Raw genomic sequence first — 26,374 nt, 5'->3', positions numbered from 1 at the left:
GCAATGGCAAGACAAGATGAACTACATATAACATCCGTTCAGAATACGCGTGTAAAAGGCTGGGCTGCGCTGCTGGAGAAAAAGCACCGTGACCGCAGCGGCTCTTTCCTGATCGAGGGCGTACACCTGGTACAGGAGGCACTCGCTGAAGGAGCAGAGCTGGAGTGCATCGTCTATGATGTTGTACGGGGGTGGCCGGAAGAATTGGCACAAACCGCTGATGTGGAACGTGTTGCTGCTTCCCGTCAGATTATGGGGCGCTGCACTGGCACAGACACCCCGCCGCCTGTATTTGCGGTGGCCCGCAAGCGCCAGCCGGATTCCGAGGCATTGTACCGCGAAGGAGCACTCGTCGTCGTGCTGGACGCTGTGCAGGATCCCGGCAACGTAGGCACCATTATTCGCAGCGCTGATGCTGTTGGGGCTGATGCGGTCGTACTCGGCCGCGGCTGCGTCGACTTGTACAACCCCAAGACCGTCCGCTCGACGATGGGGTCGTTGTTTCATCTACCTGTGATAGAGGGAGACCTGCTGGAGCTGCTGCCGGAGGCGCGCAACCGCGGTGCCCGGTTAATCGGGACCAGCTTGCAGGCACAGAACAGCTGCTATAACCAGGACTGGAAGCCGGCGACCTGGGTCGTCATGGGCAGCGAATCGCGCGGCCTCTCCAGCGAGGTGCAGGCGCTGCTCGACGATACCGTCCGCATCCCGATGCGCGGCGGCTCCGAATCGCTGAATGTGGCCATGGCGACCACGGTGCTGCTATTTGAAGCGATGCGGCAGCGGGAATATAACCAACCATAACATCTTCAGGAGGTGGGATCACTCGTGAACGGTCCACTTTCACAGCCTGATACAATGGGTGCGTCCTTTCGCCTCTTTACGAGTCGTCTATATGCACTTAACAGCTGCATCGTCGACACGCCTGACCTTGTACTTGTTGTCGACCCGGGGTACCTGCCCGATGAAATTGAGGGAATCCGCAGCTATGTCGATGAGATGCGACAGGGGCGGCCGCTCTATCTGCTGCTGACGCACTCGGATAGCGACCATATTGCAGGGTACGGCGCCTTTGCCGATGCCACCGTCATTGCAAGCCAGGCCTTTGTCGAGCATCCCGACCGCGAAGCCGCGGTGGAGGAAGTTAAAGCCATCGATGACGATTTTTATATCGACCGACCTTATCCCCTCATCTATCCCAAGGTAGACCATGTGATCGGGAATGACGGACAGCAATTAACGGTTGGCAGGACGACTCTTCAGTTCTTCCAAGCGGTCGGTCACAATCGGGATGGTCTGGCAGCTTGGATCGAGCCAGGGGGATTACTGATGCCTGGCGATTATCTCTCGGATCTGGAATTTCCATTTGTGACGGACAGCTACGAGGCATACGATGAGACGCTGGCCAAGTTGTCTGCCATCCTTCAGAGTAACGAGGGTGCCACCCTGATTCCCTGTCATGGCTCTATTACCGCTGACCCGGCTGAGATCGATCGGCGGATACGTCTCTCAGAGACGTACCTATCGTTGGTCGCCGATATCGCATCCGGCGCCCAGGACTCCGCGGCTTACGGACAATTTGTCGCCGCACATGGCCTGCGGTTTCCGCATTTTCTCCGCAAGCAGCATGAGGCCAATCTGGCATTATATCGAACCCAGAAGTAACCGAAGCTCTATCATCTTTCACAGGTGGTTGAGCTTTTTTTATTGTATAGGAAACTATGATTTTTCTAAGTCGTGTATAAGATGTGTCTGGCAACCCGTTGATCGTGCCGCTGTAACGCACCTTTGTTCCTCTATTTGCTTGGCAACCCGCTGAATGGCTGCTGTAACGCACCTTTGTTCCTCTATTTGCTCGACAACCCGCTGAATGGCCGCTGTAACGCACCTTTGTTCCTCTATTTGCTCGGCAACCCGCTGGATGGCTGCTGTAACGCACCTTTGTTCCTCTATTTGCTCAGCAACCCGCTGAATGGCTGCTGTAATGTACCTTTGTTCCTCTATTTGCTTGGCAACCCGCTGGATGGCTGCTGTAACGCACCTTTGTTCCTCTATTTGCTCAGCAACCCGCTGGATGACTGCTGTAACGCACCTTTGTTCCTCAATTTGCTCAGCAACCCGCTGAATGGCTGCTGTAATGTGCCAAGGCGTTAGTCAGAGCAAGGGGGGATTAACCACCGCCAATGCTACCAACTGCGCAAATTGTAGGGCGAGGGTCCGGCTGTCTAAGTTGTATTATTCCAGAATTTTGTGGTGCATATTTTCCGTTATAGCACTTGAAAACGCTCCATTTCAAACTATACGACGCATATCTTCCGTTAAATCGCAACTAACCATTGGTTAGTTAAGCCCAGAGCGTAAATAAGGGAATAAATGCGGCGCTTGATGCGAAATCCTCTGTTTATTGTATATATAGCGGAATATAGAAGTCATATTAGATGGTTGAGTTCCACACACCGCCTACCCCTTGCCCCACACCTCGCATCTTGTCCATTTACTGGTTCACCTCATAAGCCCATAAACAATGCATCTGCTGGGATTTTAACAAAATTTTAGCATTAAGTTTTCTTAATTATGAAAATCGGTTCAGAATGGGTTCATTTGGTGAAAAAGTAGTGTATTGTGTGACCCGTCATGGAATGAAAAAAACCATCTATACCTACATACATATTGTTTAAACATATTGTTTAAACATTACACTTATCGGCTGCTCAAACAGGGCCCAAGAGGCACGGAATCGAATCTGGTCAACGCTTTCTGAAAGAAAGCGACTTCGGGAGCATACGCTGCGAAGCGTTCGCCTAAAAGCTTTTCGCAGAAAAGCTCGCTTCGAAAGCATATGCTGTCCCCGGATTTCAACCGCTAGAGCGGTTAAAAAATCAAGAAATCTGGAGACAACAGCGATCGTAAGATCGATCCGGGACCGCAGGCTCCCTTTTGAGGGCAGCCCCACATATTGTTTGTGTTTAAGCACACATAGGGGAGAATCGACGATGACCATAGCAACCGCGGGGGCTCTCCTGCCGCTGACCCATCCGCAAAAACGAATCTGGTATATCGAGCAGCTGTATCCGGGTACCACCATACATCACATTTGTGGCACTGCACGGATGCCTGGTCCTGTTGACGAGGAGAGACTGAGTAGAGCCGTAGAGCTTGTCCTGCGGCGCCATGCCTCCTTGCGAATCCGACTCACAATGAAGGATGGCGAAGTCTTCCAAACCATCCATCCTCCCGTACCCCCTCATATCCCAACGTTTGATTGCCGTCACAGCCGTTACCCGGAGCAGGCGCTGCAGGATTGGCTGGACCAAGCGATCCGGCAGCCCTTCGAGCTTCTATCAAGTGAGCTGTTTCAATTTGCGATCTTTCGGACGGGCAGGGGCGAGACGGGACTATTGGTCAAAATCCATCACCTGATCTTCGACGGCTGGTCGACGCAGCTGTTCACCCAGGCATTGAGCAGCTGTTATGCCGAGCTAGCAGATTCTGAAGCGGAAGCCGGCGGCTTGCCTGAGATGACAGACATGACCTATATCGAATTGCTGGACAAAGAACAGGCATATCTCGCATCCCCACGTATGGAGCGAGACCGCAACTATTGGCTGGAGCAGTTCCAGGAGGTGCCGTCGCTGCCGTTCCGCGATTCTCCAGATTGGCGCAAGGGCGGCCGCTGGTCGATGGAGCTGCCAGCCGAGCTGGCGGTGCGTACGCTGAAGTGGACACAGGAAGCGGGCACTTCGCTGCATGAGTTGTTCGGACTGGTGTTGCAACTTGGAATGCACAGCACATACGAGGTGGACGAGCTGACCTTGGGTGTCCCCGTATACAACCGTTCGACACGGGAAGAGAAGGCCGCGATCGGCATGTATGTCAGTACGATGCCCATGCGTTGCAACGTGAGCCTCGAAGCGTCGGCGATGCAGCAGCTCAAGCAGTTACGCCGGCAGTTCAAGCGGGGGTATTTGCATCAGAAATATCCCTACGATCTGCTTGTTCGGCAGCTGCGGGACCGACTGCCAGAAGGCGAGGGGTTGTTTCAGGTCTGTTTGAACACGTATATCTTCAATCCGCATGAACAGCTGGGGGACAGTCCATTACTCAGTGAAGAGTTATATAAGGGCGAGCAATTATACCCGCTGGAGCTGATCGTCAAGAACTGGGGCGAGGGGCAAATCCGGCTGGATCTGGATTACAAGCTGTCTCTCTTTACCCGCAAACAGATTGCATCATTTGGACTTCAACTGGTTGCGTTGCTGGAGCAAGTGCTGGAGCAGCCGAACGCCCCCTTGCATGTGCTAATGGAGGAAGCAGACAAGCGTATCGATGAATCGTCACAGTCCCCCGCTCACCGGACCGTTATTGAGTCATTGATCGCCAGTGCCGAGCAGGCCCCCTCCCGCATCGCTCTGCGTGATGGAGAGCGTATGCTGACCTACAGCCAACTGTTGCAGCAAATTCAGGCCATGGCTGACTGGCTGGTAGCCCATGGGGTAAGCCGGGGAGACAGGGTTGCCTTGTATAGTGAGCACCGGCTAGAATCGGTGATTGCCACTTGGGCAGTCTTGTGGCTGGGTGCAGCCTATGTGCCGATGGATGTTCGTCATCCGGCGGGTCGAATTGCTGATGTACTGTCGGACAGTGAATGTGTTGTGATAGTGGCTGATCGTGAGCTTCCTGAAGAGGCAATGCGTACAATTTCAGCTTCTGTATTGAGAGTGGATGAGTGGTGCTCTCCGTCTAGGGCAACCAATACGGCTCATTTCAAGGTCCTTGCACAGCCGGAAGATCTGGCTTACCTCATATACACCTCGGGTTCAACGGGCAAACCGAAGGGGGTCATGGTCGAGCATGGCAGCTTGCATGCCTATGCGACATGGGCGACAGAACGTTATCTGCGCGACGAGTCGGATATATTCGCCCTGTACTCTTCGCCTGCTTTTGATTTGACCGTAACCTCGATGTTCGCTCCACTGGTTGCCGGGGCAGGAATTGCGATTTACCGGCAGCCATCCGACACGGCTTCTGTCCTCCCAGCGATTCTAGCGGAGGCGCGCGCGACCGTCATCAAGCTGACGCCCGCTCACTTGGCGCTGCTGAGTGAAGCACCTCCAGTACGCACACCTGTGCATACCTTGATTGTTGGCGGTGAGGCACTCCACGCTTCGCTGGCCAAGTCGGCCTCAGAGGCGCTGGGCGGACCGCGGGTCTACAATGAATACGGACCGACTGAAGCGACCGTTGGCTGTATGATTCATCTGTTCGACAGTCGCAGCGATCAGGAGGTGGATGTACCGATTGGCGAAGCGGCGGCACATGCCCGTCTCTATCTAATCGATGTGGATGGTAAACAGCCGGCGATTGGAAGTCCCGGCGAACTCTGCGTCGCAGGCACGGGCGTGGCGCGCGGGTATCGCGGACGAGCGGAACTGACAGCGGAGCGCTTCGTGCCTGAACCTGGTTATCCGAACTCGCGGATGTACCGGACCGGTGATCTGGCGCTGCTGGATCACAACGGTGTGTACCGGTACCTCGGGCGCATCGATGACCAGATCAAGCTGAGCGGCTACCGGATCGAGCCGGGTGAGATTGAACGTCAGCTACAGCGGCAGCCCGGAGTGAAGGAAGCGGCAGTTGTGTCTGTCGGACTAGCGGGAGGCTCTCCCACGTTACTGGCGTTTGTAACTGGGGTAGCCGGAATGCAGGAAGACGTGCTGCGACAGCAGCTTGGGGAACAGCTTCCAGCCTATATGGTGCCTGCCCGAATCATTCGGCTGGAGGCGCTGCCGCTCACACCGAGTGGCAAGGTCGACCGTCGCACCTTGGTCGAGCGTGAAGTGACGCTTGGTAAGCATGCGCAGGGGACGCTTTATCCCGGCCATCGTAGCACAGAAGCAACTGGCTCAAGTGGGCTGGAGACGCTACTGACGCTTGCCCGTGCGTTGCTGCGCAACGATAGCCTGGGCGAGCAAGATGATTTCTATCGTGAGGGCGGGGATTCGATCAAGGCAATTCAGCTGTCTTCGCGGCTGCAGGAGGCGGGGTGGCTGCTGCAGCCCTCAGACGTTCTGGAGGCGGCTTCGTTTGCCGCGATGGCTGAGCGTATGACAGCGGCTAGTTCAGCTCCGGGTGACAGCCTACCGGTAGAAGGCAGGCTGGGCTTGCCGCCAATTGGGGCATGGTTTGTCCAGCGCGAGTTCCCGATACCGCAGTATTGGAATCAATCGGTGCTGCTCCGGCTGGACACGCAGGTGACGCCGGTAATGGCGGAGGAAGCGCTGACGCGTCTTGTTCGCCATCATGATGCATTGCGGCTCAATGTGGATCGGTCAGACGAAGGTACAATTGTCGGGCTGCGGTACAATCCGGAGCATCTACAACGCAGATTCATCATGAGCCGCCACGATCTGTCGGCTGTATCTGGTGGAGAGCTGGACGTAGCCATCAGGGAGGCTGCGATCAGATGCAAACGCAGCTTCGACTTGGATCAGGGATTGTTGTTCGCAGCTTGCTGGCTGGAGCTGGGCGAGCGGGGGCGGCGCCTCCTGCTGACTGCGCATCATCTGGTTGTGGACGCCGTATCCTGGCTTATTCTGACGTCTGATCTGGAGCAGCTGCTGGAAGCCATGCGGCAGGGAAGCCGGCCTGAGCTTCCTGCAAAATCGGATTCCTACGCGGATTGGAGCGGGGCGCTAGAGACAAGAGCGGCTGCACTCGGCCCCCGGGATATCAGCTATTGGGAGGAGTGGCAAAGCGTCCAGACTGCCAGTGGAGAACCAGCTAGTAGGCGTGTTGCTAAGAAGGAATCGAATGGAGGCCCAGCACTGCAGATGACGCCAAGAGACATCGAGGTGGCGATGGGGCCAGTGGATGGCGAGGCATGGCTGGAAACGCCGGAAACGGCGTTATGGCTAGGCGAAGCCAATCGGCCATACCGCACGGAACCGACAGAGCTGCTGCTGGCTGCGCTGGCTGGTGCCCTTTTAAATAAGAGTAATGGGCTAACAGGAAAGACGCTCGTCATCCAGATGGAACGACATGGACGAGAGCCGCTCCCGGGGGCACAGGATCTGACCCGTACGGTCGGCTGGTTCACGACACTCTACCCACTGCCGCTGCTGTGCAGCGAATTGCAGGGACTAAGCTTAGCGAATGTAGAGCTGGACGTGAATCAGCAGCATCAGATGGAACAGGCAATTGTTCATGTCAAAGAACGTATACGGAGCGTACCAAGGCAGGGGATCGATTACGGGATTGCCCGGTATCTGCGAGACAATGAAGCCTTTGCGCGTCAGCCAGAGCCAGGCGTGATGTTTAACTATCTGGGCGAGCTATCAACGGGAGGGGCTGGTAAGCTGCTGGAACTGGCGGATGAAGCTACCGGCCCAGACAGCCATCCGGGCAATGGCGCGGCTTGTGACATCGAGGCGCTTGCATGGACGGTATCTGGACGCTTGTACTTGAAAGTGCGGGTTGATCAGGGCGTTTCGGCAGACGCAAGTGCTCTGGCCGCCAACTGGCGCGAACAGCTCCATCAGGTGTTGGAGCATTGTACACGTGCGAAGGAAGGCCGGTTTACCAAGACAGATTTTGAGACGGTAGAACTCAGTCAGGATGAACTGGAGGGGCTGTTTCATGAGTAAACGGTACCGGCTTCCTCTACTGATGCTGGTCGGCTGGCTCTGCTGGCTCGCAGTCCTCTCGCCGGTGTCGGCGCAAGCCGTGCTCTCTGCTGAGGAACGGTTAGCTGACATTGAGGCATTGGTCCAGGACCGGATGCGGAGTGCAGAAATTCCGGGCCTATCGGTTGTCATCGTTCAAGATGGCGAGACCGTCTATAACCGCAGCTTTGGCTATGCGGAGCTAGAGACCTCGCGGCCGACGGACGGAGACACGCTCTATGAGCTCGGCTCCAACAGCAAAGCGCTGACTGGCCTCGCTATGATGCGCCTGCAAGCCGAAGGCCGATTATCACTGGATGACCCCGTCACCGACTATATTCCTTGGCTTGCGCTCAGCTATGAGGGAGAGCCGCAAACCATTACGCTGGGGCAGCTGCTGTATCATACGAGCGGCATCCCGTTCTCCTCGATTGGCGAGATTCCGCCAACGGAAGGCGAAGCGGCAGCCGAAATCACGGTGCGGTCGCTGCTCGGTCAGCCACTGACAGCTGAGCCAGGCTCTCGCTATGAATACGCGACGATCAATTATGCGGTGCTGGGTCTGGTCATTGAGACCGTGACAGGTGAGTCCTTCGCCGACTACATGGCCGCATCCGTACTGGAGCCGCTGGGCCTTGAAGAGACCGTGGTCGGAATCTCGGGTGCCGACCCGGAGGATCTTAGCCAGGGCTACAAAGGCCGTTTTACCGAACCGGCCGCATATGACCCGCCGCTCTACGAGGGCAATGCCCCATCCGGCTACATCCTGAGCACGCCGGATGATGTGGCGCGTTGGCTGGAGCTGCTGCTCGGAGCAGAGCTGCCTGATGGCTTTGACCCGGCCTGGCTGGACGCTACCCTTGAGCCTGATCGCACGGTCGCACCTTCGGCTTCGGGATCCTCGTATGCAGCGGGCTGGGAAGTGTACCAGGACGGCGAGGGCGAATATGCCCATACGGGCAGCAATCCCGCGTTTTCCTCGTTTGTCGCTTTTCGACCCGGGGAGGGCAGCGGCGTAGCGATACTGGCGAATCGCAATAGCGATACGACGGCTTTGATCGGAGAAAGTGTACTTCAGTTGTGGCTGGGCAACGAACCACCTGTACCCAAGCAGGACCTGTTCAAGCGTGCGGATACATTTGCCGTAGCGCTGCTGGTCATCCTGACTCCGGCGGCTCTGCTGATTCTGGCCTACCTGGGCTTGGCGCTGCGGGATGTGCTGCGCGGTGTGCGGCGGCCCCAGCCAAGGCCGTGGAAGTGGCTGACGGCCTTGGCCGGACGTTTGGTGGCAGCCGCTATCGCTGCAGCGGCGCTATACTATTTGCCTCAAGTCATCGGACTTGGCCTGAGCTGGCACTTCGTCGAGGTCTGGCTGCCGGATACGGTAATGATGGCGGTATGGCTGATTGCAGGCGTAATCGTTCTTTATTTGCTCTATTCGCTGCTGATCGCCTGGTTCCCCAGAGCGCAGGATCGATCGCTTCTGCAGCCGGTGGTCCTGGCGGTCATGAGCGGCTTCGGCAATGCAATGATCATCTTTGTCATTAATGAATCCTTTGTCCGGAGTGACAATCTGACCAGCGGACTGATCGCCTATTTCGGACTGGCGGTGCTGATGTACGTTGTGGGCCAGCGCTATATCCAATCCATGCTGGTACGGCTGACTAACCAGTTCGTTTATGAAAAACGGATGGAGCTGGCTGGCAAGCTGCTGGATACCGACTATGCCCATATGGAGCGCATGGAGCGCGGGCGCGTCGAGGCGACGCTGAGCAGCGATACGGAGGAGATCAGCAGCTCGATCGGGCTGATTGTGACAGGCGGCACGAATGTGGTGACTCTGCTCTGCTGCTTCGCTTACCTCGGAATTATGAATGTCTATGCACTGCTGCTATCTCTGGTCATTATCGCCGTGCTTGCGGGCATCTACTATCTGGTTGGGGAAAAAGCGAACGAGCTGTTTGAAGAGACGCGGGATATCCAAAACCGCTTCTTCGGCTACATCGCCGATCTGTTGCGGGGCTTCAAGGAGTTGTCCCTGAGCCGCGCCAGACGGGCGGGCTTCCGCAGTGCGATGGATGAGAGCTGCGAGACCTTCCGGGACAAGCGGACCGGGGCGCAGATGCGCTTCGTCCACGTGTTTATCATTGGTGAGACGCTGTTCGTACTCGTCATCGGATGTGTAGTGTTTCTGTTCCCGGCCATCTTCAAACAGATGGATAGCGATATGCTGCGCAGCTACGTCTTTGTCTTCCTGTACATGACCGGGCCAGTCAATCAGCTGCTGGACTCCCTGCCGCAGATCGCTCTGATTCGCGTCAGCTGGGGTCGCGTCAAGAAGCTGATTCGCGAGGTCGACGAACGCCGGCTGGCCTATGCGGCGGCCGGGACAGCCCCCATACCGGACGTTGATGGGCGGCAGGAGGTGGCGGTTTCCAGGGAGGCTGGTTTGGAGGCTGGAACGGGGCAGTCCCACAAGCTCAATCATTTGCCTGAACTGGCATTGGAGCTTCGCCGCATCGTGTACCGTTATCCGGAGAATGCGGATGGCCGCAGTCGGTTCGCAGTAGGTCCGGTGGATTATACGTTCCGCAGCGGGGAAGTGACCTTCATTACCGGAGGCAATGGCAGCGGCAAGTCCAGTCTGGCCAAGCTGATCACAGGCTTGTACCGTCCCGACGAAGGCGAGATTCTGATGAATGGGCAACCTGTTGACGGCGAAGCGCTGCGGGAGCAGTTTACCGCTATTTTTGCAGATTTCCACCTATTCGACGCCTTGTATGGCATCCGTACGTCAGGGCGTGAGGACGAGATTGCTGCCTATCTCCGCTTGTTGGAGCTAGATGGCAAGGTCGAAGTGAAAGACGGAACCTTCAGCACGACCAGCCTCTCCACGGGACAGAAAAAACGCCTTGCGCTGCTGCTCGCCTACCTGGAGGACCGGCCGATTTGCCTGTTCGACGAATGGGCGGCGGACCAGGATCCGTCGTACCGCAGGATGTTTTATGAGAAGCTGCTGCCGGAGATGAAGGCGCGAGGTACATGCGTCATTGCGATCACGCATGACGATGCTTATTTTGATACTGCAGATCACGTATTGAAGATGGATACAGGGAAACTGGTGCGGCAGGCGCGATAAGGCGTCCAAACCATGCCATGAACCGGAAGGAAGGGATGCATATGCTGGAACGACTCCAATCATGGCGCGAAGCGATCGGCAATACCCCGCTGGTGGAGCTCAAACACAATAAGATACAGCTGTTCGCCAAGCTGGAGAGTCATAACTATACCGGCAGCGTGAAGATTCGTCCGGCCTACACCATATTGGAGGCTGCCATTGCCCGGGGAGAAATTACGGAGGAAACGACGGTCATTGAATCATCATCGGGCAATTTTGCCATTGCACTGGCGTCCTTGTGTCGCCGACTTGGCATCCGGTTCATTCCCGTTATTGATCCGAACATCAACCCATTGTACGAAAAGCTGCTGCGCTCCCTCTCGCCAAGAGTAGAAAAAGTCACCGTCCGTGACCAGACCAACGGTTATCTGTTGTCACGGCTGAAGCGGATTGAGCAACTCAAAGCCGAGATTGAAGGCGCGTTCTGGACCAATCAATATGACAATCCGGATAGTGTGCGCAGTCACTATGAAGGCGTAGGCAAAGAACTGGCGGAAGCTCTGCCACGCATTGACTATGTCTTCATCGGCACCAGCTCCTGCGGTACGCTGGCAGGCGTGTCGCGCCGGATCAAGGAGAGCCATCCTGCAGCACGGATCATTGCTGTCGATACGGAAGGCTCGGCCATCTTCGGGGATACGCCGCGCAAGCGACTGATCCCCGGAATCGGCTCCAGCATCGTTCCGCCCAATCTGCGGGAGGCGCAGATCGATGACATCATCCTCGTCCCCGAAGCCGCAACGGTGGCAGGCTGCAACCGACTGATGCGTGAGCATGCGCTGTTTGTTGGCGGCTCCTCGGGAACCGTGTATGCCGCATTGTCGCGGTATTTCGAGAACTGGGCCAGTGGTGGAGCCAAGCCTGTGGTAGCCTTCATCTGCGCGGACGGTGGCATGGCCTATATGGACACGCTGTACAATCCCGAGTGGACTGCGCAGCTGACCAGCAGCGGCGCTCCCGAAGCACCGTGGCCATCCGTACGCGAGGCAGCGGGCGGTCGCCGACCCGGGCATTAGACGGCCCGGGCGGTCATGCCCAGGCACATCCAGACAGAGGTGGCGGCCACGGCGGCCGGCCGCGCCCCGATTGGCGCATTACGAACGAAAGCAGCATATAGAGGTAAGAGGCATGAAAGTCCTTATACATAACTTATCATCAGGAGGCGTTGCATCATGCGATATTTTAATGACGAGATGATTGACAGTTTGGGCGTCGATTGGCATGCGGCAGCGGATGTGATCGACGAAGCCGCTCAGCTTCTTGCAGCAAAAGAGTTTGCCCAGCCCATCAAGCCTTACTTGCGCTATGGGGATTCAAGAAACCGGATCATCGCCATGCCTGCCTATGTCGGCGGAGAGGTGGATACGGCAGGCATCAAGTGGGTGGCCAGCTTCCCCGGCAACCTGGAGCAAGGCTTGCAGCGGGCGCATTCGATGACCATTCTCAATGAGGCGGCAACCGGACGTCCGCTGGCGGTATTCAATGCGGCCCGCATCAGCGGCATCCGGACGGCGGGTGTCAGCGCATCCGTGCTGCGCCGCTACTTGTCGCGTGACGGTCTGCCGGACTCGTGGAAGGTAGGCATGGTCGGGTACGGCCCGATCGGCCGGCTGCACTTGCGCATGATTGGCGAACTGCTCGGTGACCGGATTAGCTCGATTGTCCTCTATGATCTGCGGGGCATTTCGCTTGAAGATGTACCTGAGGCGTTGCGGGACCAAGTGACCGTGGCAGCCAGCTGGCAGGAGGCCTACAAGGATGCGGATCTGTTCGTCACCTGCACGGTCAGCAGCGAGGGCTATATTGATCTTGCGCCCAAGGCGGGTAGCCTGCTGCTGAATGTCTCGCTGCGTGATTTTACACCCGATATTCTGGACCATACGAGCTCCATTCTGGTAGATGACTGGGAGGAAGTGTGCCGGGAAGGAACGGATATTGAGCGGATGCATCTGGAGCGCGGTCTGCAGGAATCGGAGACGCTGCCGATCTCTGACCTGACCACGGAAGCCATGCAGGCTTTGCCAAGCACGGAGGCTGTTATGTTCAACCCGATGGGCATGGCGGTGTTCGATATCGCGATGGCGGCGTATTATTACCGGCTGGCAGAAACGCAGGATGTCGGCCTAACACTGCCAGACTAAAGGAGGGATGGTCATGAAGACGCTGCTGTTTTGTCTCCCGTATGCCGGAGCATCGGCTTCGATTTATCAAAAATGGCGCGCCCCGCTGCTGGCTCAGGCTGAGGTCCTCCCCCTCGAGTTGGCAGGCAGGGGCAGCCGGATGGGTGAGCCGTTTTATGCCGATATGCAAGAGGCTGCAACCGACGCAGCCCGAATCATCAAGACGGAACTCCAAAAAGCGTCCACGACACGTTACGTATTGTTCGGTCACAGCATGGGGGCGAAGGTCGCTTATGAAACGGCCCTCAGACTGCGGGCAATGGGTCAGCCCGAAGCGGAGCATCTGATCCTGTCCGGAGCGCTGCCGCCACATCTTCCCTTCAAGCGGGAACGGCGGGCGATGGAGATGAGCGATGACGAATGGCAGAGGGAGCTGGAGCAAAAGGGTGGAACACCGGCAGGTCTGCTGGATGATCCGCATGTGCGCGAATTGTTCCTGCCGATTATCAGGGCAGACTATACGCTGCTGGAAAACTACAAGCCTGCATTGCAAATGGACAAGCTGACCATGCCTGTGACTGTGTTGACGGGCAGACTGGAGGGCCCCTCGGAACCGATGGAGGAGTGGGCATCTTATACCAGCGGCCCCTGTCGCGTGAACATTTGTGAAGGTGGACATTTTTTTATCCATGAGGATGCAGAGCATGTCCTGGGTCTTATGCGGGAAACGCTGACTGGCGATTCAAGGAGAGGAGTCCACAACAGATGAATCATACACAAAACCAGAAGGCTGGTGCCCTAAAACCCAAGTCGATCGATAAGGCCGCAGTCCAGGACATGCTGGCATTAACGCCGATGCAGGAAGGCATTCTGCTGCATGAGCTGAAGGAACCGGGGCAAGCCCTTTATCACGTTCAATTTGTCGTTCGGCTGGAAGGCATGCTGGACCTTGAACGCTTCCAGGATGCTTGGAATCAGGTAGCAGCTTCCTCGGACATGCTGCGGACGGTGTTCCGCTACGAAGGACTCTCACAGCCCGTGCAGATTGTACTGAAGCGTCATGAGCCCAAGATCAGCAGTCATGATTACAGTGATGCAGCAGATCCTGAATCCCGGTTGGCGGAGCTTCGTGCGGAGGAGCAAGAACGCGGGTTTGATCTGTCGGAGCCGCCTTACCGTATTCTGCTGTGCAAGCTGTCAGAGCAGCAGCATGCCATGCTGATTTGCAATCATCATATTTTGTACGATGGCTGGAGCACGGGACTGTTGCTCTCGCGCTTCTTCGCTGCCTACGGAAATAAGGGGCAAGAACTGCAAGCCGATCCGGCACCGTTCAAAGCCTACGTGCAGAAGCTTCAGCAGCAAGATGCAGAGGCAGGAGACACCTACTGGCATACATACCTGGAGGATCTGGAAGAAACCACTCGTCTGCCGTATGGAGGCGAGGAGGCCATCCCGGCTGCAGAGCCTGTGGCGGCAGTGCTGGAGCTCAGTCGCGAGGAAACGGACCGGTTGGGTGCAGCGGCAAGAGAGCAGCGGGTGACACTGGCTGCGCTGTTGTTTGCCGGGTGGGGCCTGCTGTTGCAGCGCTATGGCCTCACACGGGATGCGGTGTTCGGTACGACGGTATCCGGACGTTCATCTGCATTGCCTGGGATAGAGTCAATGATTGGCTTATTTATCAATACGGTTCCGCTGCGCGTCAGGACAACGGAGGACAGCACGGTCGGGGAATTGCTGCAGCAGGTAGCAGCCGATCTGCGTGCGCGCGCAGCTTACGAGTCGATGCCACTATCCCGGATTCAAAAGGCGGGTCCCGAACCAGGCGAGAGCTTGTTCGACTCCATCGTCGTCGTGGAGAACTATCCGGTCGAACCGGGTGCTATGCGTGCAGCGGATGGCTCACTCTCCGTCAGCGGCTATGAGTTGGAGGAAGCGACGCATTACGCTCTCACGCTGGGCGTGATGACCGGTGAGCGTCTGGAGCTGACACTTGGCAGTCCGTCTGAACGCTACGACAAACGGAGTGTAACACGCATTCTGGCGCATTATCGTCAGTTGTTGCTGTCTTTGACAGCTCAGCCAGAGGCACCTATCGCTGAGCTTGCAATGGTGTCGTCAGAGGAGCGCTCGGGCCTGCTTGGGGAAGAGGTCCAGCCCGCCGACACGACCGGGACGATAGATGGACGCTTTGCCGAACAGGTGCGCCGGACGCCACAAGCCATCGCTGTAAAAAGCGCTGACGGCGAATGGACCTACGAAGCGCTCGACCGTCAGGCCGATCATATTGCGCATGCCCTTCGCTCAGGCAGACTGGCCGCAGAGGAGATCGTGGCGCTGCAGATGCGACCGTCCCAATTTATTCCGGCTGCGATGCTGGGTATTCTGCGGGCGGGAGGCGCATATCTGCCGATCCACCCGGAGGAAGCGCCGGAGCGAATCAGTCATATGCTCGGGGAGTGCAGGGTGCGTATCGTGCTGGCGGACCAGGCAGCGGCCGCTGAGCTTAGTGTCCCTCCTGGTGTACAGGTCCTGGATGTCGAGGCACTAGTGCAAGATTCTCGCGGACTGGGGTCCAGCGATGCTGAAGTTCAGCATGCGGGATTTACAGCTGAGAACCAATTGCCTCGGGAGCAAGTGGCTGCTTCGGCTATGGATATCGATACGGACAGCGGGCCCTCGTCAACAGGCCGCTTGGCTTACGTCATGTACACGTCCGGCTCAACCGGCAAGCCCAAAGGCGTCATGGTGGAGCACGGCAGCGTCATTAACATAGCAACTTGGTTCGCGGGCCGTTACGCGTTGGGTGACAGCACGGCGGTGCTTCAACTAACAGATTATACCTTTGACCCGAGTGTTGAGGATTGGTTCGGCACACTCTTGCATGGGGGAAAGGTCGTGATCGCGGAGCCTGGACTCGTCCTGGACAAAGCCGCGTTCCGGAAACGTCTGGTGGATGAAGCCATCACCTTGGTCAATTACGTTCCCTCCATTCTGGGCGAGCTGCTGCTGGGTGAAGATGAGCCGCCCGCGCCGCAACTGCGGACCGTCATATGTGGCGGTGAGCCCATGCCGCCAGCAGTGAAGGACGGCCTGTTGGCCGAAGGCTACGCGGTATACAACAACTACGGTCCGACCGAAACGACCGTGGATGCCTTGTCTGCCGCGTGCGACGATTCTCCAGTTCATCTCGGTGAACCGGTCGCAGGGATGCGGGCTTACGTACTGGGATTGGACGGCGAGCCCGTACCCGCTGGAGCGACAGGTGAGCTCTACCTTGCAGGTCCAGGCGTCGCTCGGGGCTACATCGGTGATGCGGAGCGGACCGCCGAGAGATTCGGTGAGGACCCTTATCGACCGGGCATTCGGATGTACCGCAGTGGGGACTTGGTACGCCGAGACCGGGAGGGCAGACTACGGTTTGCCGGGCGCCGGGACGAGCAGGTGAAGATCCGTGGCTATCGCGTCGAGCCCGGGGAAACCGAGGCCGCGCTCGCTGCGGACGTGGCAGTGGAGGCGGCTGCCGTCGTAGCGGTACGCCATGCCGGACGGACAGAGCTGCACGGCTTCGTATCCCTGCGTGAAGAGGCGGGGCAGACGGATCACTCGAACCGCGAGGTTACGCAGAGTGCCGCAGGCTCGCAAGCCGACAATCGCTTGGAAGAGCTGCGCCAACGATTGCGCACCACACTGCCGGCTTACATGATACCATCTCATCTGTGGCAGGTGCCCGAGCTGCCCCTCACGCGGACAGGCAAGCTTGACCGCCGGGAGCTGCGCCGTCAGGCCATGGCAGCCATGGACAGCCGCACCCCTGCCGAAGATAGGGTACAGCCAGGAAGCGAAATCGAGCAGCGGGTATGGCAGATCTGGTCGGATGTGCTGGGCCGGGAGGATTTTGGCGTAACCGATGATTTCTTCGCCATCGGCGGCGACTCGCACCGCTTGATTCGCATCTATTCCCTGCTGGGGAAGGCGTATCCGGGGCGAGCGACCGTACAGGATTTGTTTGATTACCGCTCGGTTTCGGCGCTCGCAGCCAAGCTGTCCCAAGCCGACCAGGAGCAGGAAACGCCAGCAGAGACGCTACGCGAGATCGAGTTTTAATATAAAAGGAGGCGCAGGAGATGATCATTTGCGGATTGAAGCTGACGCACGATGGAGCCGTAGCTCTGGTTGATAATGGGCGCCTGGTCTTCAGCATTGAGGTGGAGAAGCTCCGTAACAAAGGCCGGTACGCACAGATTGAGGATACAGCCCTTATTGAGGAGATTCTCGCAGCAGAAGGCTACCGCATTGAAGATATTGATTATTTTGCAGTGGACGGTTGGGGTGGCGACGATGAGGATGCCCTGGCGATTCAGCCGCGGCTGACGATCGGCGAGGGCCACAACTGGCTGGACGCGGCTGACGGAGGCGAGGCCTACCAATTGGCCGTGGGTCAGTATGAGGAGCAGGGTCCGCAGGACCCGCTGCTGAAGGAATGGTCCTTCGAAGGGCTGCGAATCGGCGGCCGCTCCCTTCCCTATGTAAGCTACTATCATGCGGCGGCTCACGTGGCAGGTGCGTACTGCAGCAGTCCGTTTGCCAGCCGTGGCGAGAGTGCGTACGTTCTCGTATGGGACGGTGGCATGTATCCGCGCTTGTATTACTACGATGCGCAGCAGCGAGGATTCGAGAACCTGGGCCCGATTTTCCTGCTGATCGGCAACATGTACAGCCTGTTCGCCCAGCATTTCGGCCCATTCCAGGTTAGCGGCGGTTTTGCCAAGGACAGTCTGTCAGTCGCGGGCAAGGTGATGGCGTACATTGCGCTCGGGAAGTCACAGCCGCAGTGGTATGACATCTGGGACGAGATCTATCTGGACGCGTATGATCATCCGATGGGCTTCGGCAACAAGCTGGCGCGGCTGTTCAAGGAGCGGATGGCGGGGCAATCGTATGAAGATGCGGACGTCCTGCGGACCTTCCATGATTACCTGGGTCAGATGCTGCTGGACAAGCTGGCCAAAAAAATCCGCCGCCACGGCGGCAAATCCGCTAACCTCGCCCTGGCAGGCGGCTGTGCGCTCAACATCAAATGGAATTCCTTGATCCGTGAGGCAGGTATCGTCTCCGAGGTGTACGTGCCGCCGTTCCCCAACGACTCGGGCAGCGCGATCGGCGCCGCCTGCTGTGCCCTGCTGGCGCGCGGCGGCGGGCTAGGACTGGACTGGCAGGTGTACAGCGGCCCAGCAGTCGTGCCATCGGAGCCGGCAGCTGGCTGGACCCAGCGAAGCTGCAGCACAGAGGAGCTGGCTCAGCTGCTGCATGAGAAGGGCGAGCCCGTCGTAGTCCTGCACGGCAGAGCCGAGCTGGGACCGCGGGCGCTCGGCAACCGCAGCATTATCGCACCGGCCGTGTCGCCTGCGATGAAGGATGTATTGAATGAGATCAAGCACCGCGAGCCTTACCGGCCCGTCTCCCCGATCTGTCTGGAGGCCGATGCGGCGGAGCTGTTCGAACCGGGCATTCGCGATCCATATATGCTGTTCGATCACCGGGTCAAGCCGGACTGGGTGAACCGAATTCCAGCGGTCATCCATCTCGATGGGACCGCGCGTCTGCAGACCGTGCATCCGGCAGACAACCCACAGTTAGCCGAGCTGCTGACGGCTTACAAGCGGCATAGCGGCGTCCCTGTGCTCTGCAACACGAGTGCCAATTATAACGGCAAAGGCTTCTTCCCGGATGTCGCCTCGGCAACGGCTTGGGAGGGCACCAACTATGTGTGGTCGGATGGCTTGCTGTACGAGCGAGAACACAAAAAATAAATGTTCAAAAAGGTCGGTTTTTAGTACCGAGAAGGTTGGAGGCAGGAGGAAATGAGGAGCGGAGCGTAGCTGGAAGCTACGTGAGCACCGGAAGTTTCGAGTGCATTCAAGATTCGATGTCGAATCTGCATCCTGTATCACTTCGTGATCAAAAGCGGACTTTTTGAACCACCTATACAGGGAGTGAAGGGACATGAGTAGTAGAGATATTGCCATAATCGGCATAGCTGCCCGCTTCCCGGAGGCATCGGGGATCGAGGAGGTAACGGAGCTGTTCAAGCGCAGTCCCGATCTGGTCCGGGAGCTCTCCGCGAAGCGGGTCAAGGATGCGACGCTCAATCCGGAGCGGCCGCTGCGCCCGATCGGTTATCTGGAGGATATCGACAAGTTCGATCATCCACTATTCGAGCTGTCGCTGGCGGAAGCCCAGGTGATGGACCCGCATCACCGGCTCATGCTAGAGAGTGTCTATCATCTGTTTGAGCATGCGGGATATAACCCTGACGATTTTGACGGCTCACGGACAGCCGTCTTCGTCTCCGATATCAATCCCGAGTATTACCGACTTGCCGAAGAGTTCCCGGATACGATGGTGGCTGGCAACTCGCCGGCCTTTGCGGCTACTCGCATCAGCCGCCAGTTCAATCTGACGGGCAATGCGGCAGTGATTGACACGGCTTGCTCGTCCAGTCTCGTAGCCGTTCATATGGCGGTCGGCGAGCTGCTGCTGGGCGAAGCAGACTGCGCCATTGTGTGCGGGGTCAATCTGAACCTGCAGCCATACCGCGACAAGCAGTTCGAATTCAACATCTGGTCTCCGGACTGTAAATCACGCGCCTTCTCCGAGGATGCCGCAGGCATGTCGTGTGGGGAATTGTCAGCATCGGTGCTGCTCAAGCCGCTGGAGGCGGCACAGCGCGACGGAGATACGATTCATGCGATTATCAAAAGCACCGCCGTCAATAACAACGCCCGCCGCTCCGCCAGCCCGACCGCACCGGATAGCATCTCGCAGGCCGGCGTCGTCCGCGACGCCTGGCGCAAGGCTGGCGTTGATCCACGGCAGATCGGCTATATCGAGGCGCATGGCTCTGGCACGAAGCTGGGGGATTCACTGGAGGTTGAAGGACTGAGTGCCGCCTTTCGCGATGCAACGGATGCGCGCGGCATTGTGCCGATCTCGACCATCAAGTCCAGTCTCGGTCATGGCTACAATGCCTCTGGCATTGCGGGGCTTGTGCGCGCCGTGATGGCGCTCAAGCACCGGGTATTTTTCCCGACGCTGCATTTCGAGCGGCCCAATGAGCTGATCGATTTCGAGAATTCCGCAGTCTATGTCAACAAGGAGCTCAGAGAATGGCCTGAGCCTCAGGGACATCCGCGTTATGCGGGCGTCACTTCGCTTGGGGCTAGCGGCACGAACTGCCATGTCCTGCTGCAGGAAGCGCCGGAGTCTGTGAACGGGCAACAATCTGAGACGGATGCCGGATCAACTGGCACCTTGCCTTTCGTCGTTTCTGCCAGGACGCCGGATGCTCTGAAGCGCCGGATGAAGGCATTAGCCGATCGTCTGCAGACGGTGAATGATGTTGACTTGACTTCCGTCAGCTGGACCTTGGCACGAGGGCGCAAGCATTATCGCTGCCGCTTCGCCGCTTCGGCGAGCAGCGCGGCTGAGCTGCGTGAGCAGCTGCGGACAGCGCTGCAGTCGTTGGGCGGAGATGCAGCCAAGGCTGTGGTTCAGCCTGAGGGATACTCAGGAAGCGCCGCGCCTAACGGCCAGAGATTGGAGGCTGTTAAGACTGGCAGTGCAGCACCCCTGCATAATGGCCATGCGTCAGGCGCAGGTTGGATGCTGTCGCTCGCGGATAGCCGATCGAAGCAAGGCAAGGCTATTCTGCTGGTAACGGACCATACACCACTGCCGGAGGCTGTCATCCAGGCGCTGCAAACACGTCATCCAGTGTACCGGGAGGCGTACACGCAAGCCTTGCAGCTTGCCGATTCAGGCCGAGATGGCGTACGCGCCTTGGCTCACCTCATCGCGATGTACCGTCTTCTGTCAGAATGGCGGATGCCTGTAGCTCAGCTGTTGCCGGTCGGCATTGGCAGACTGGCTGCGGATGTCATCGCCGAGCGACGCCCACTGGCAGAGGTTATGAAGGCTGCCGAGACGTACGAGCCTGTGCCACTGGACGGACTGGAGGGCCGCGTAGACAAGCTGATCGCGTCCGAGACTGCAGAGGGGGATGTGCTCTTCGTCGAGCTGGCGCCTGGCGGCGAGCTTGGCACCGCACTGGGATCAAGAGTGGAGGACAATCGCTTCCGCATGTGCGGACTGCTCGCGTCAGAGACTGTCGGAGATCCAATTGCAGAGCTGTTGTGTGCGTTGTACGTACAGGGTCACACGCCAGATTGGCAGGCAGTGGTTGCGGGTCGTCCGGCTCAGCGGGCGGAACTGCCGGGTTATCCGTTCGAGCCAATCCGCTGCTGGGTCCGTGAGACGCCGCAGCTGTCGATGGCTGATCTGATGGACGAGACGGGTGTTGAGAAGCAAGCTGAGGCGGCAGGTGTACTGAAGGACCCTGCGGCCACCGAGCTGGAGCGCCGCATGGCCGTCTTCTGGAGCGAGGCGCTGGAGCTGGATGCACTCGGCCGGGACGATCATTTCTTCGAGCTGGGCGGCGACTCGCTGCTGGCTACCCGCGTCATCCGACGAATCCGCGAGGAGCTAGCCGTCAAACTGGATTTCGAGGACTTGTTCGATTATCCGACGCTCAGCGGTTTCTCCGCTTATGTGGATAGTCTGATTGGACCCGAGGACAAAGTGGCAGCGATTTTCCGTGATGTGCTCAAGCAGCCGGATATTGGTCCGAATGACAGCTTTTTTGAGCTGGGTGGTCACTCTCTGATGGCTAATCAGGTGCTGCTGCGGGTGCGCGGCGTGTTTGGGGTAGAGCTGAACTTTGAAGAAATATTCCGCCACCCCACCCCATCCGAGCTGAGCAGATACATGGCTGCTAAGCTGGAGCAAGCGCCTGGCGGAGCTGGCTTATCGGTGCCGGAAACGGCGCAAGCCCAAGCTGCTGTTGCCGCAGGTCAAACGCAGTCGAGCGATACGGTGACAAATCCAGGACTGCTGGAGCAGGCAGGTAACGCTACGGGGTCTGGCTTGTCAGGGCAGGCCGTAGGCGGACAGCCGGATCTGATTCCGGTTGCAGGTCAGCAGGCGAGTTACCCGGTATCCGCCGCGCAGAAACGGATGTGGATGCTCAGCCAGTTCCCGGAGAGTCTCGTTGCCTATAACTCGCCCTTTTCGATGGTGCTGGAGGGCCAGCTGGACGAGGCTGCACTGGCGTCGGCATTCGAGGCGGTGGTAGATCGTCATGAGGTGCTGCGGACCGTATTTGGCGATGACCAAGGGGAGCCGGTACAAATCATTCGTGACCGTGAGTCACTCGGCATTGCTTTGGAGCGCCGTGATCTACAAGTGGAAGAGGGTCTGGCACAAGCGGAAGCATGGATGGAGCAGGACCGGATGCTGCCGTTTGATCTGGCAAGTGGTCCACTGGTTAAGGCGGTACTATTCGTTGTTGCTCCGCAGCGGCATGTGCTGTACATCAATATGCACCATATCATTAGCGATGGCTGGTCTTCCCAGGTGCTGCTGCGCGAGCTGGCGGTACTGTACAATGCCCAGGTGGAAGGACAGGAATATCCATTGTCTCCACTGCGTATTCAGTATAAAGATTATGCGCAGTGGCAGGCCCGATCCATAGCGGATGGCAGCTACGACGGCATGGGCGCCTATTGGCGCGAGACGCTGGGCGGCAGCTTGCCGACACTGGAGCTCCCGCTGGACAAGCCACGGCCGCCGATGCAGACCTATGCTGGAGAACGTATCCGTTTTGCGCTGAACGCGCAGAGCACGGCCAAGCTGCAAGCAAGCTGCCGTACCCACGGCGTAACGTTGTATATGGCGCTGCTGGCTGCGACCAATCTGGTGCTCTACAAATACAGCGGTCAATCGGATCTGCTAATCGGTTCGCCTATCGCTGGCCGCAGTCAGGTGGAGCTGGAGGATCAGCTTGGTTTTTATGCGAACACGATCGTGCTGCGGACACAGGTTGAGCCGGATGCCACTCTCGCCAATCTGCTGGAGTCAGCGCGGACGACAACGCTGGGCGCGTACCAGCATCAGTTGTATCCATTCGACCGGTTAGTCGAGGAGTTGGCCATCAAGCGCGACATGAGCCGTTCGCCGCTGTTCAACGTGATGCTGGTGCTGCAAAACACCGACATGCTCCTGACTGGCAGCAGCCCGCTGCAGGGCCTGACGTTGAAGGACATGGAAGACCGCGGGGTCACGAGCCTGTTCGACCTGCATCTGGAATTCGTTCCGACAGAGGACGGAATACAGGCGGCGTTGACCTACAACACCGACTTGTTCTTCCACGACACCATGCAGGGACTGGCCGAGCATCTGCAACAAGGCTTGCAAGCTCTGATTGCATCGCCGGACCTGCCAGTGCGGGAATTTGTGCTCGCGGAGATAGAAGTGGCATCGGTGCCAAGGCAAGTGGAAGTAGGGGGCGGCACGGCGACTGAGTCTCAGCAAGTGGTAGCGGGAACAGAACAGAGGGCGGAGCCGCATCAAACGGTAGCGGGGTCGAACGAGCCAGTTGAATCGCAGCAACAGACAGCGGGGTCAGAGGGGGCATCTGAGTCGCAGCGTACGGCGGAGGTGGTCTCTGCATTGAAGCCAGCGACAACGCAGCCGGAGGCTGCACGTGCCACGTTCTCCCCCTCATGGTCCTACCCTGAGTCGCTGGGTGATGAGCGCACGCTGGTTGCGGCGACCGGCTTCGGTCTGCTCGGTGGGGCAGCGGCAGAAGCGGCTGCTGCGGGCACGGCTTCGCCATCCGTACCGGACAATGCCGGAGCCATGGGACGTCAGTTGGCCGAACGCCAAGCGGAGACACTGGTCGCGACGCCGTGGCAGTTGGAGCTGCTGCTCGAAACTCCGGAAGCAGCGCACCAATTGCAGAGTGTGCGGCGGATCGGCTTGCTGACGCAGCCGGACGAACTGATGCAGGTCGCCTCGCTTGCTGACCGGCTGGCCGGGCTCGGGGTGCGCTGCGAGCTGATCCAGCTGTGCGGCTCGCAAGCGCTTGGCTTGCTTACAACCTGCAACGTACCTATGGGTTCGGGGCACAACGGCGATGAATTGGCAGCTCTTGTGCTGGGCAAGCCGTTGCCTGGAATCGAGCTGCTGGTCTGCGATGCGGACGGCCAGCCGCTGCCGGCAGGCGTGAGCGGACAGATTATGTGCCGTGCAGCCCATAGAGGTGACACAGACGAGTGGCAGGCTACCGGCTGGCAGGGCCGCAGGACTGCCAAGGATAAGTACCGCTATGACGGGGAGACGCGTCGTACGGTGGAGATCAAAGGCTTTGCCGTCCAGCTGCACCAGGTGGAGCAGCAAGCGCGGGCGCTCGGCATTTTTAGCCAGGTAAGAGTCATTATGCTTGCAGGCGAAGAGACAGCTGCTCCACGGTTGACGCTTGTCTATCGGTCCGATCGTCCGCAGGACAGCGGCGAGCTCAAGGGCCGCCTGAAGGCTGTAGCGCCAGCCTATGCGGTACCAGAGCAGTATGTACAAGTCGAACAGTTTCCGCTTGATGTGCGCGGAGGCTTGGATGAAGAGGCGCTGCATCGTATGGCCGAGGAGCAACTGGTGGCTGCGTTATCGGCTACCGAGGACGGCGCGCATGTAGCCGATTCTGCCCTAGAGGAAACCTTGGCTGGAGTATGGAGCGATGCGCTTGCGATTAAGCAGGTGGGCCGGGGAGATCATTTCTTCGAGATGGGCGGCGATTCTATCAAGGCCCTGCGCGCATCCATCCGCCTCAAAAAACTGGGGTACGCCATCGAACTGAAAGACCTGTTCCTCCATCCAACGGTAGCGGAAATGGCGGCTTATATTGCTACATCTGCACCGGAGCAGAACGAGGCCGCCGAGCAGCAGAAGCGTGAGCTTGAGGGAATGATGCGACAGCGGATGGCATCGCTACGGGAGACAATTACCAGTGAATGGGAAGGCGGGCCAGCAGATGCCCAGCGTCCGGACGACGCCTATCCGATGAGTGATATCGAGAAAGGGCTGGTTTTCCACTCGGTAGCGAACCCAGGCACCTCCGCCCACATGATCCAGTATGTCTATAGCGCTCGCTATGAGCAGTTTGATGAAGCGGTCTTCCTGCGGGCATTTGCTCTGATGGCGGACAAGCATCCCAATCTGCGGGCAAGCTTCCATCTGGAGCATACGGCGGAGCCCGTGAAAATCGTCCATGCCGGAGCCCAACTGGATGTCACGGTGATTGACTTGGAGGGACAAGACCGGGAGACTCAACGCGAACGGATCGAGTCCGTGATGGCCGAAGAGAATGGCAGACCGTTTGAATTCCGGGAAGCGCCGTTGTGGCGGACCCGTGTATTCCATTTGGGCGGGGAGCAGTATCTGTTCTTGTTCATCTATCATCAGTCCATTATGGATGGTTGGAGTAACGCGATCCTGATGAAGGAATTGAGTGACACTTACTTTGCCTTGCTGAGCAATCCCGACTACCGGCCGCAGCCGCTGCTTCATTCCTACAAGCAGTTCGTGCTCGACCAGTATCTGATTAAGCACGATGATAGCATGCGCGAATATTGGCGTGAGGAGCTGCGCGGGTACAAACGTCTGGCGCTGCCGGAAGGTACCGATCGCGAAGGGTTTACGGAGCGGGTCACATACCGCTATCGTCTGGAGCCGGAGGTACTGGCACAGGCCACTGAGCTTGCCGGTCAGCTGGGCGTGACCCTGCGTAATCTGTTGTTCGCCGTCTATGCCCGCTTGATGAGCCGATTAACCAACCAAGACGATGCGGTGGTCGGCATTCTGACGCACAACCGGCCAGCTTGCGAGGATGGCGACGCGATGGTCGGCTTCTTCCTCAATATGCTGCCTGTCCGCACCCAGTTTGCAGGCGAGGAGAGCTGGGCGGACTACATCCGCCGTTTCCATGCCCACATGCTGGAGCTGTCTTCCTACGAAAAGATGGCCCTATCCGAGATTGCCAGAGCAATCGGCGACGCGCAGGATGCCGGCAACCCGATCTCCGATACGCTGTTCAACTTCACCGACTTCCGTGAGAGTGGCTCGGTGGAGGAGCAGAGTGCAGGTGAAGCGCAGGATGGTCAGCCGCTCGTCGAATCCAAGGTCAACGCCAACAACACCTGGCTGGACTTCAATGTCGACGTATCGTTAGGCCGACTGGATCTAAAAATCGATTCAGCTGTCTACGACCGCACGATCATCGACGACGTGGCAGCATTTTACAGAGAGGCCATCACCCGTCTGGCTGAAGAACCCGAGCTGAAGCTGGCAGACATCCGCCTGCGCAGTGACCTGCTGGAGGCCCAGAGCGAGGATTACGAGATGGAGTTTGACTTTTAAGTTTAACGTTGCCGGAGGAAGTTAGGATAGCGTCGCATGGCCGGGTCAGTGCGAAATAACTGCAAAAGATGGCAGTTGGTTGGTGCGTCGCGGGGCCAACCAGA

Annotated in this window: 11 protein-coding genes; all 11 read left to right on the top strand. The window is 58.1% G+C overall.

What is annotated here, in order from left to right; translation table 11 throughout:
* The first annotated feature begins 3 nt into the window (after positions 1–3).
* The 11 genes from F556_RS0114850 to F556_RS0114805 all read left to right on the top strand — a co-directional run bounded on the left by F556_RS0114850 (position 4) and on the right by F556_RS0114805 (position 26,270).
* Positions 4–804 (top strand): TrmH family RNA methyltransferase, encoded by an 801-nt coding sequence (locus F556_RS0114850; protein WP_020617765.1) that lies wholly within the window; start codon positions 4–6, stop codon positions 802–804.
* Positions 805–828: 24 nt separating this feature from the next.
* Entirely contained in the window at positions 829–1,665 is an 837-nt protein-coding gene (locus tag F556_RS0114845; protein WP_020617764.1) for an MBL fold metallo-hydrolase, read from the top strand.
* A gap of 123 nt (positions 1,666–1,788) precedes the next feature.
* The gene (locus F556_RS37775) at positions 1,789–2,154 is read left to right on the top strand and encodes a hypothetical protein (RefSeq protein ID WP_157272764.1); all 366 of its coding nucleotides are present in this window, start codon (positions 1,789–1,791) and stop codon (positions 2,152–2,154) included.
* 839 nt (positions 2,155–2,993) lie between these two features.
* A complete protein-coding gene (locus tag F556_RS0114840; protein WP_020617763.1) occupies positions 2,994–7,643 on the top strand; it encodes a non-ribosomal peptide synthetase in 4,650 nt (1,549 codons plus the stop codon).
* Positions 7,636–10,800 (top strand): serine hydrolase, encoded by a 3,165-nt coding sequence (locus F556_RS0114835; protein WP_020617762.1) that lies wholly within the window; start codon positions 7,636–7,638, stop codon positions 10,798–10,800. Before F556_RS0114840 ends, F556_RS0114835 begins: the two co-directional genes overlap by 8 nt.
* Positions 10,801–10,841: 41 nt before the next feature.
* A complete protein-coding gene (gene sbnA / locus F556_RS0114830) occupies positions 10,842–11,855 on the top strand; it encodes a 2,3-diaminopropionate biosynthesis protein SbnA (protein WP_020617761.1) in 1,014 nt (337 codons plus the stop codon).
* 156 nt (positions 11,856–12,011) lie between these two features.
* Positions 12,012–12,980: a hypothetical protein gene (locus F556_RS0114825; RefSeq protein WP_020617760.1), complete on the top strand. Its 969-nt coding sequence runs from the start codon at positions 12,012–12,014 to the stop codon at positions 12,978–12,980.
* A 13-nt stretch (positions 12,981–12,993) separates the two neighbouring features.
* Entirely contained in the window at positions 12,994–13,728 is a 735-nt protein-coding gene (locus F556_RS0114820; protein WP_020617759.1) for a thioesterase II family protein, read from the top strand.
* On the top strand, positions 13,725–17,066 hold the full coding sequence (locus tag F556_RS0114815; protein ID WP_020617758.1) for a non-ribosomal peptide synthetase: 3,342 nt from the start codon (positions 13,725–13,727) through the stop codon (positions 17,064–17,066). Before F556_RS0114820 ends, F556_RS0114815 begins: the two co-directional genes overlap by 4 nt.
* A gap of 20 nt (positions 17,067–17,086) precedes the next feature.
* Positions 17,087–18,772 (top strand): carbamoyltransferase N-terminal domain-containing protein, encoded by a 1,686-nt coding sequence (locus F556_RS0114810; RefSeq protein ID WP_020617757.1) that lies wholly within the window; start codon positions 17,087–17,089, stop codon positions 18,770–18,772.
* A 193-nt stretch (positions 18,773–18,965) separates the two neighbouring features.
* On the top strand, positions 18,966–26,270 hold the full coding sequence (locus F556_RS0114805; RefSeq protein WP_020617756.1) for a condensation domain-containing protein: 7,305 nt from the start codon (positions 18,966–18,968) through the stop codon (positions 26,268–26,270).
* Positions 26,271–26,374: the final 104 nt, after the last annotated feature.

Source organism: Paenibacillus daejeonensis DSM 15491 (assembly GCF_000378385.1).
Taxonomy (GTDB): Bacteria; Bacillota; Bacilli; order Paenibacillales; family Paenibacillaceae; genus Paenibacillus_D; species Paenibacillus_D daejeonensis.
Note: the sequence above shows the minus strand (reverse complement) of the source record. Positions and strands in the feature narration are given on the sequence as shown.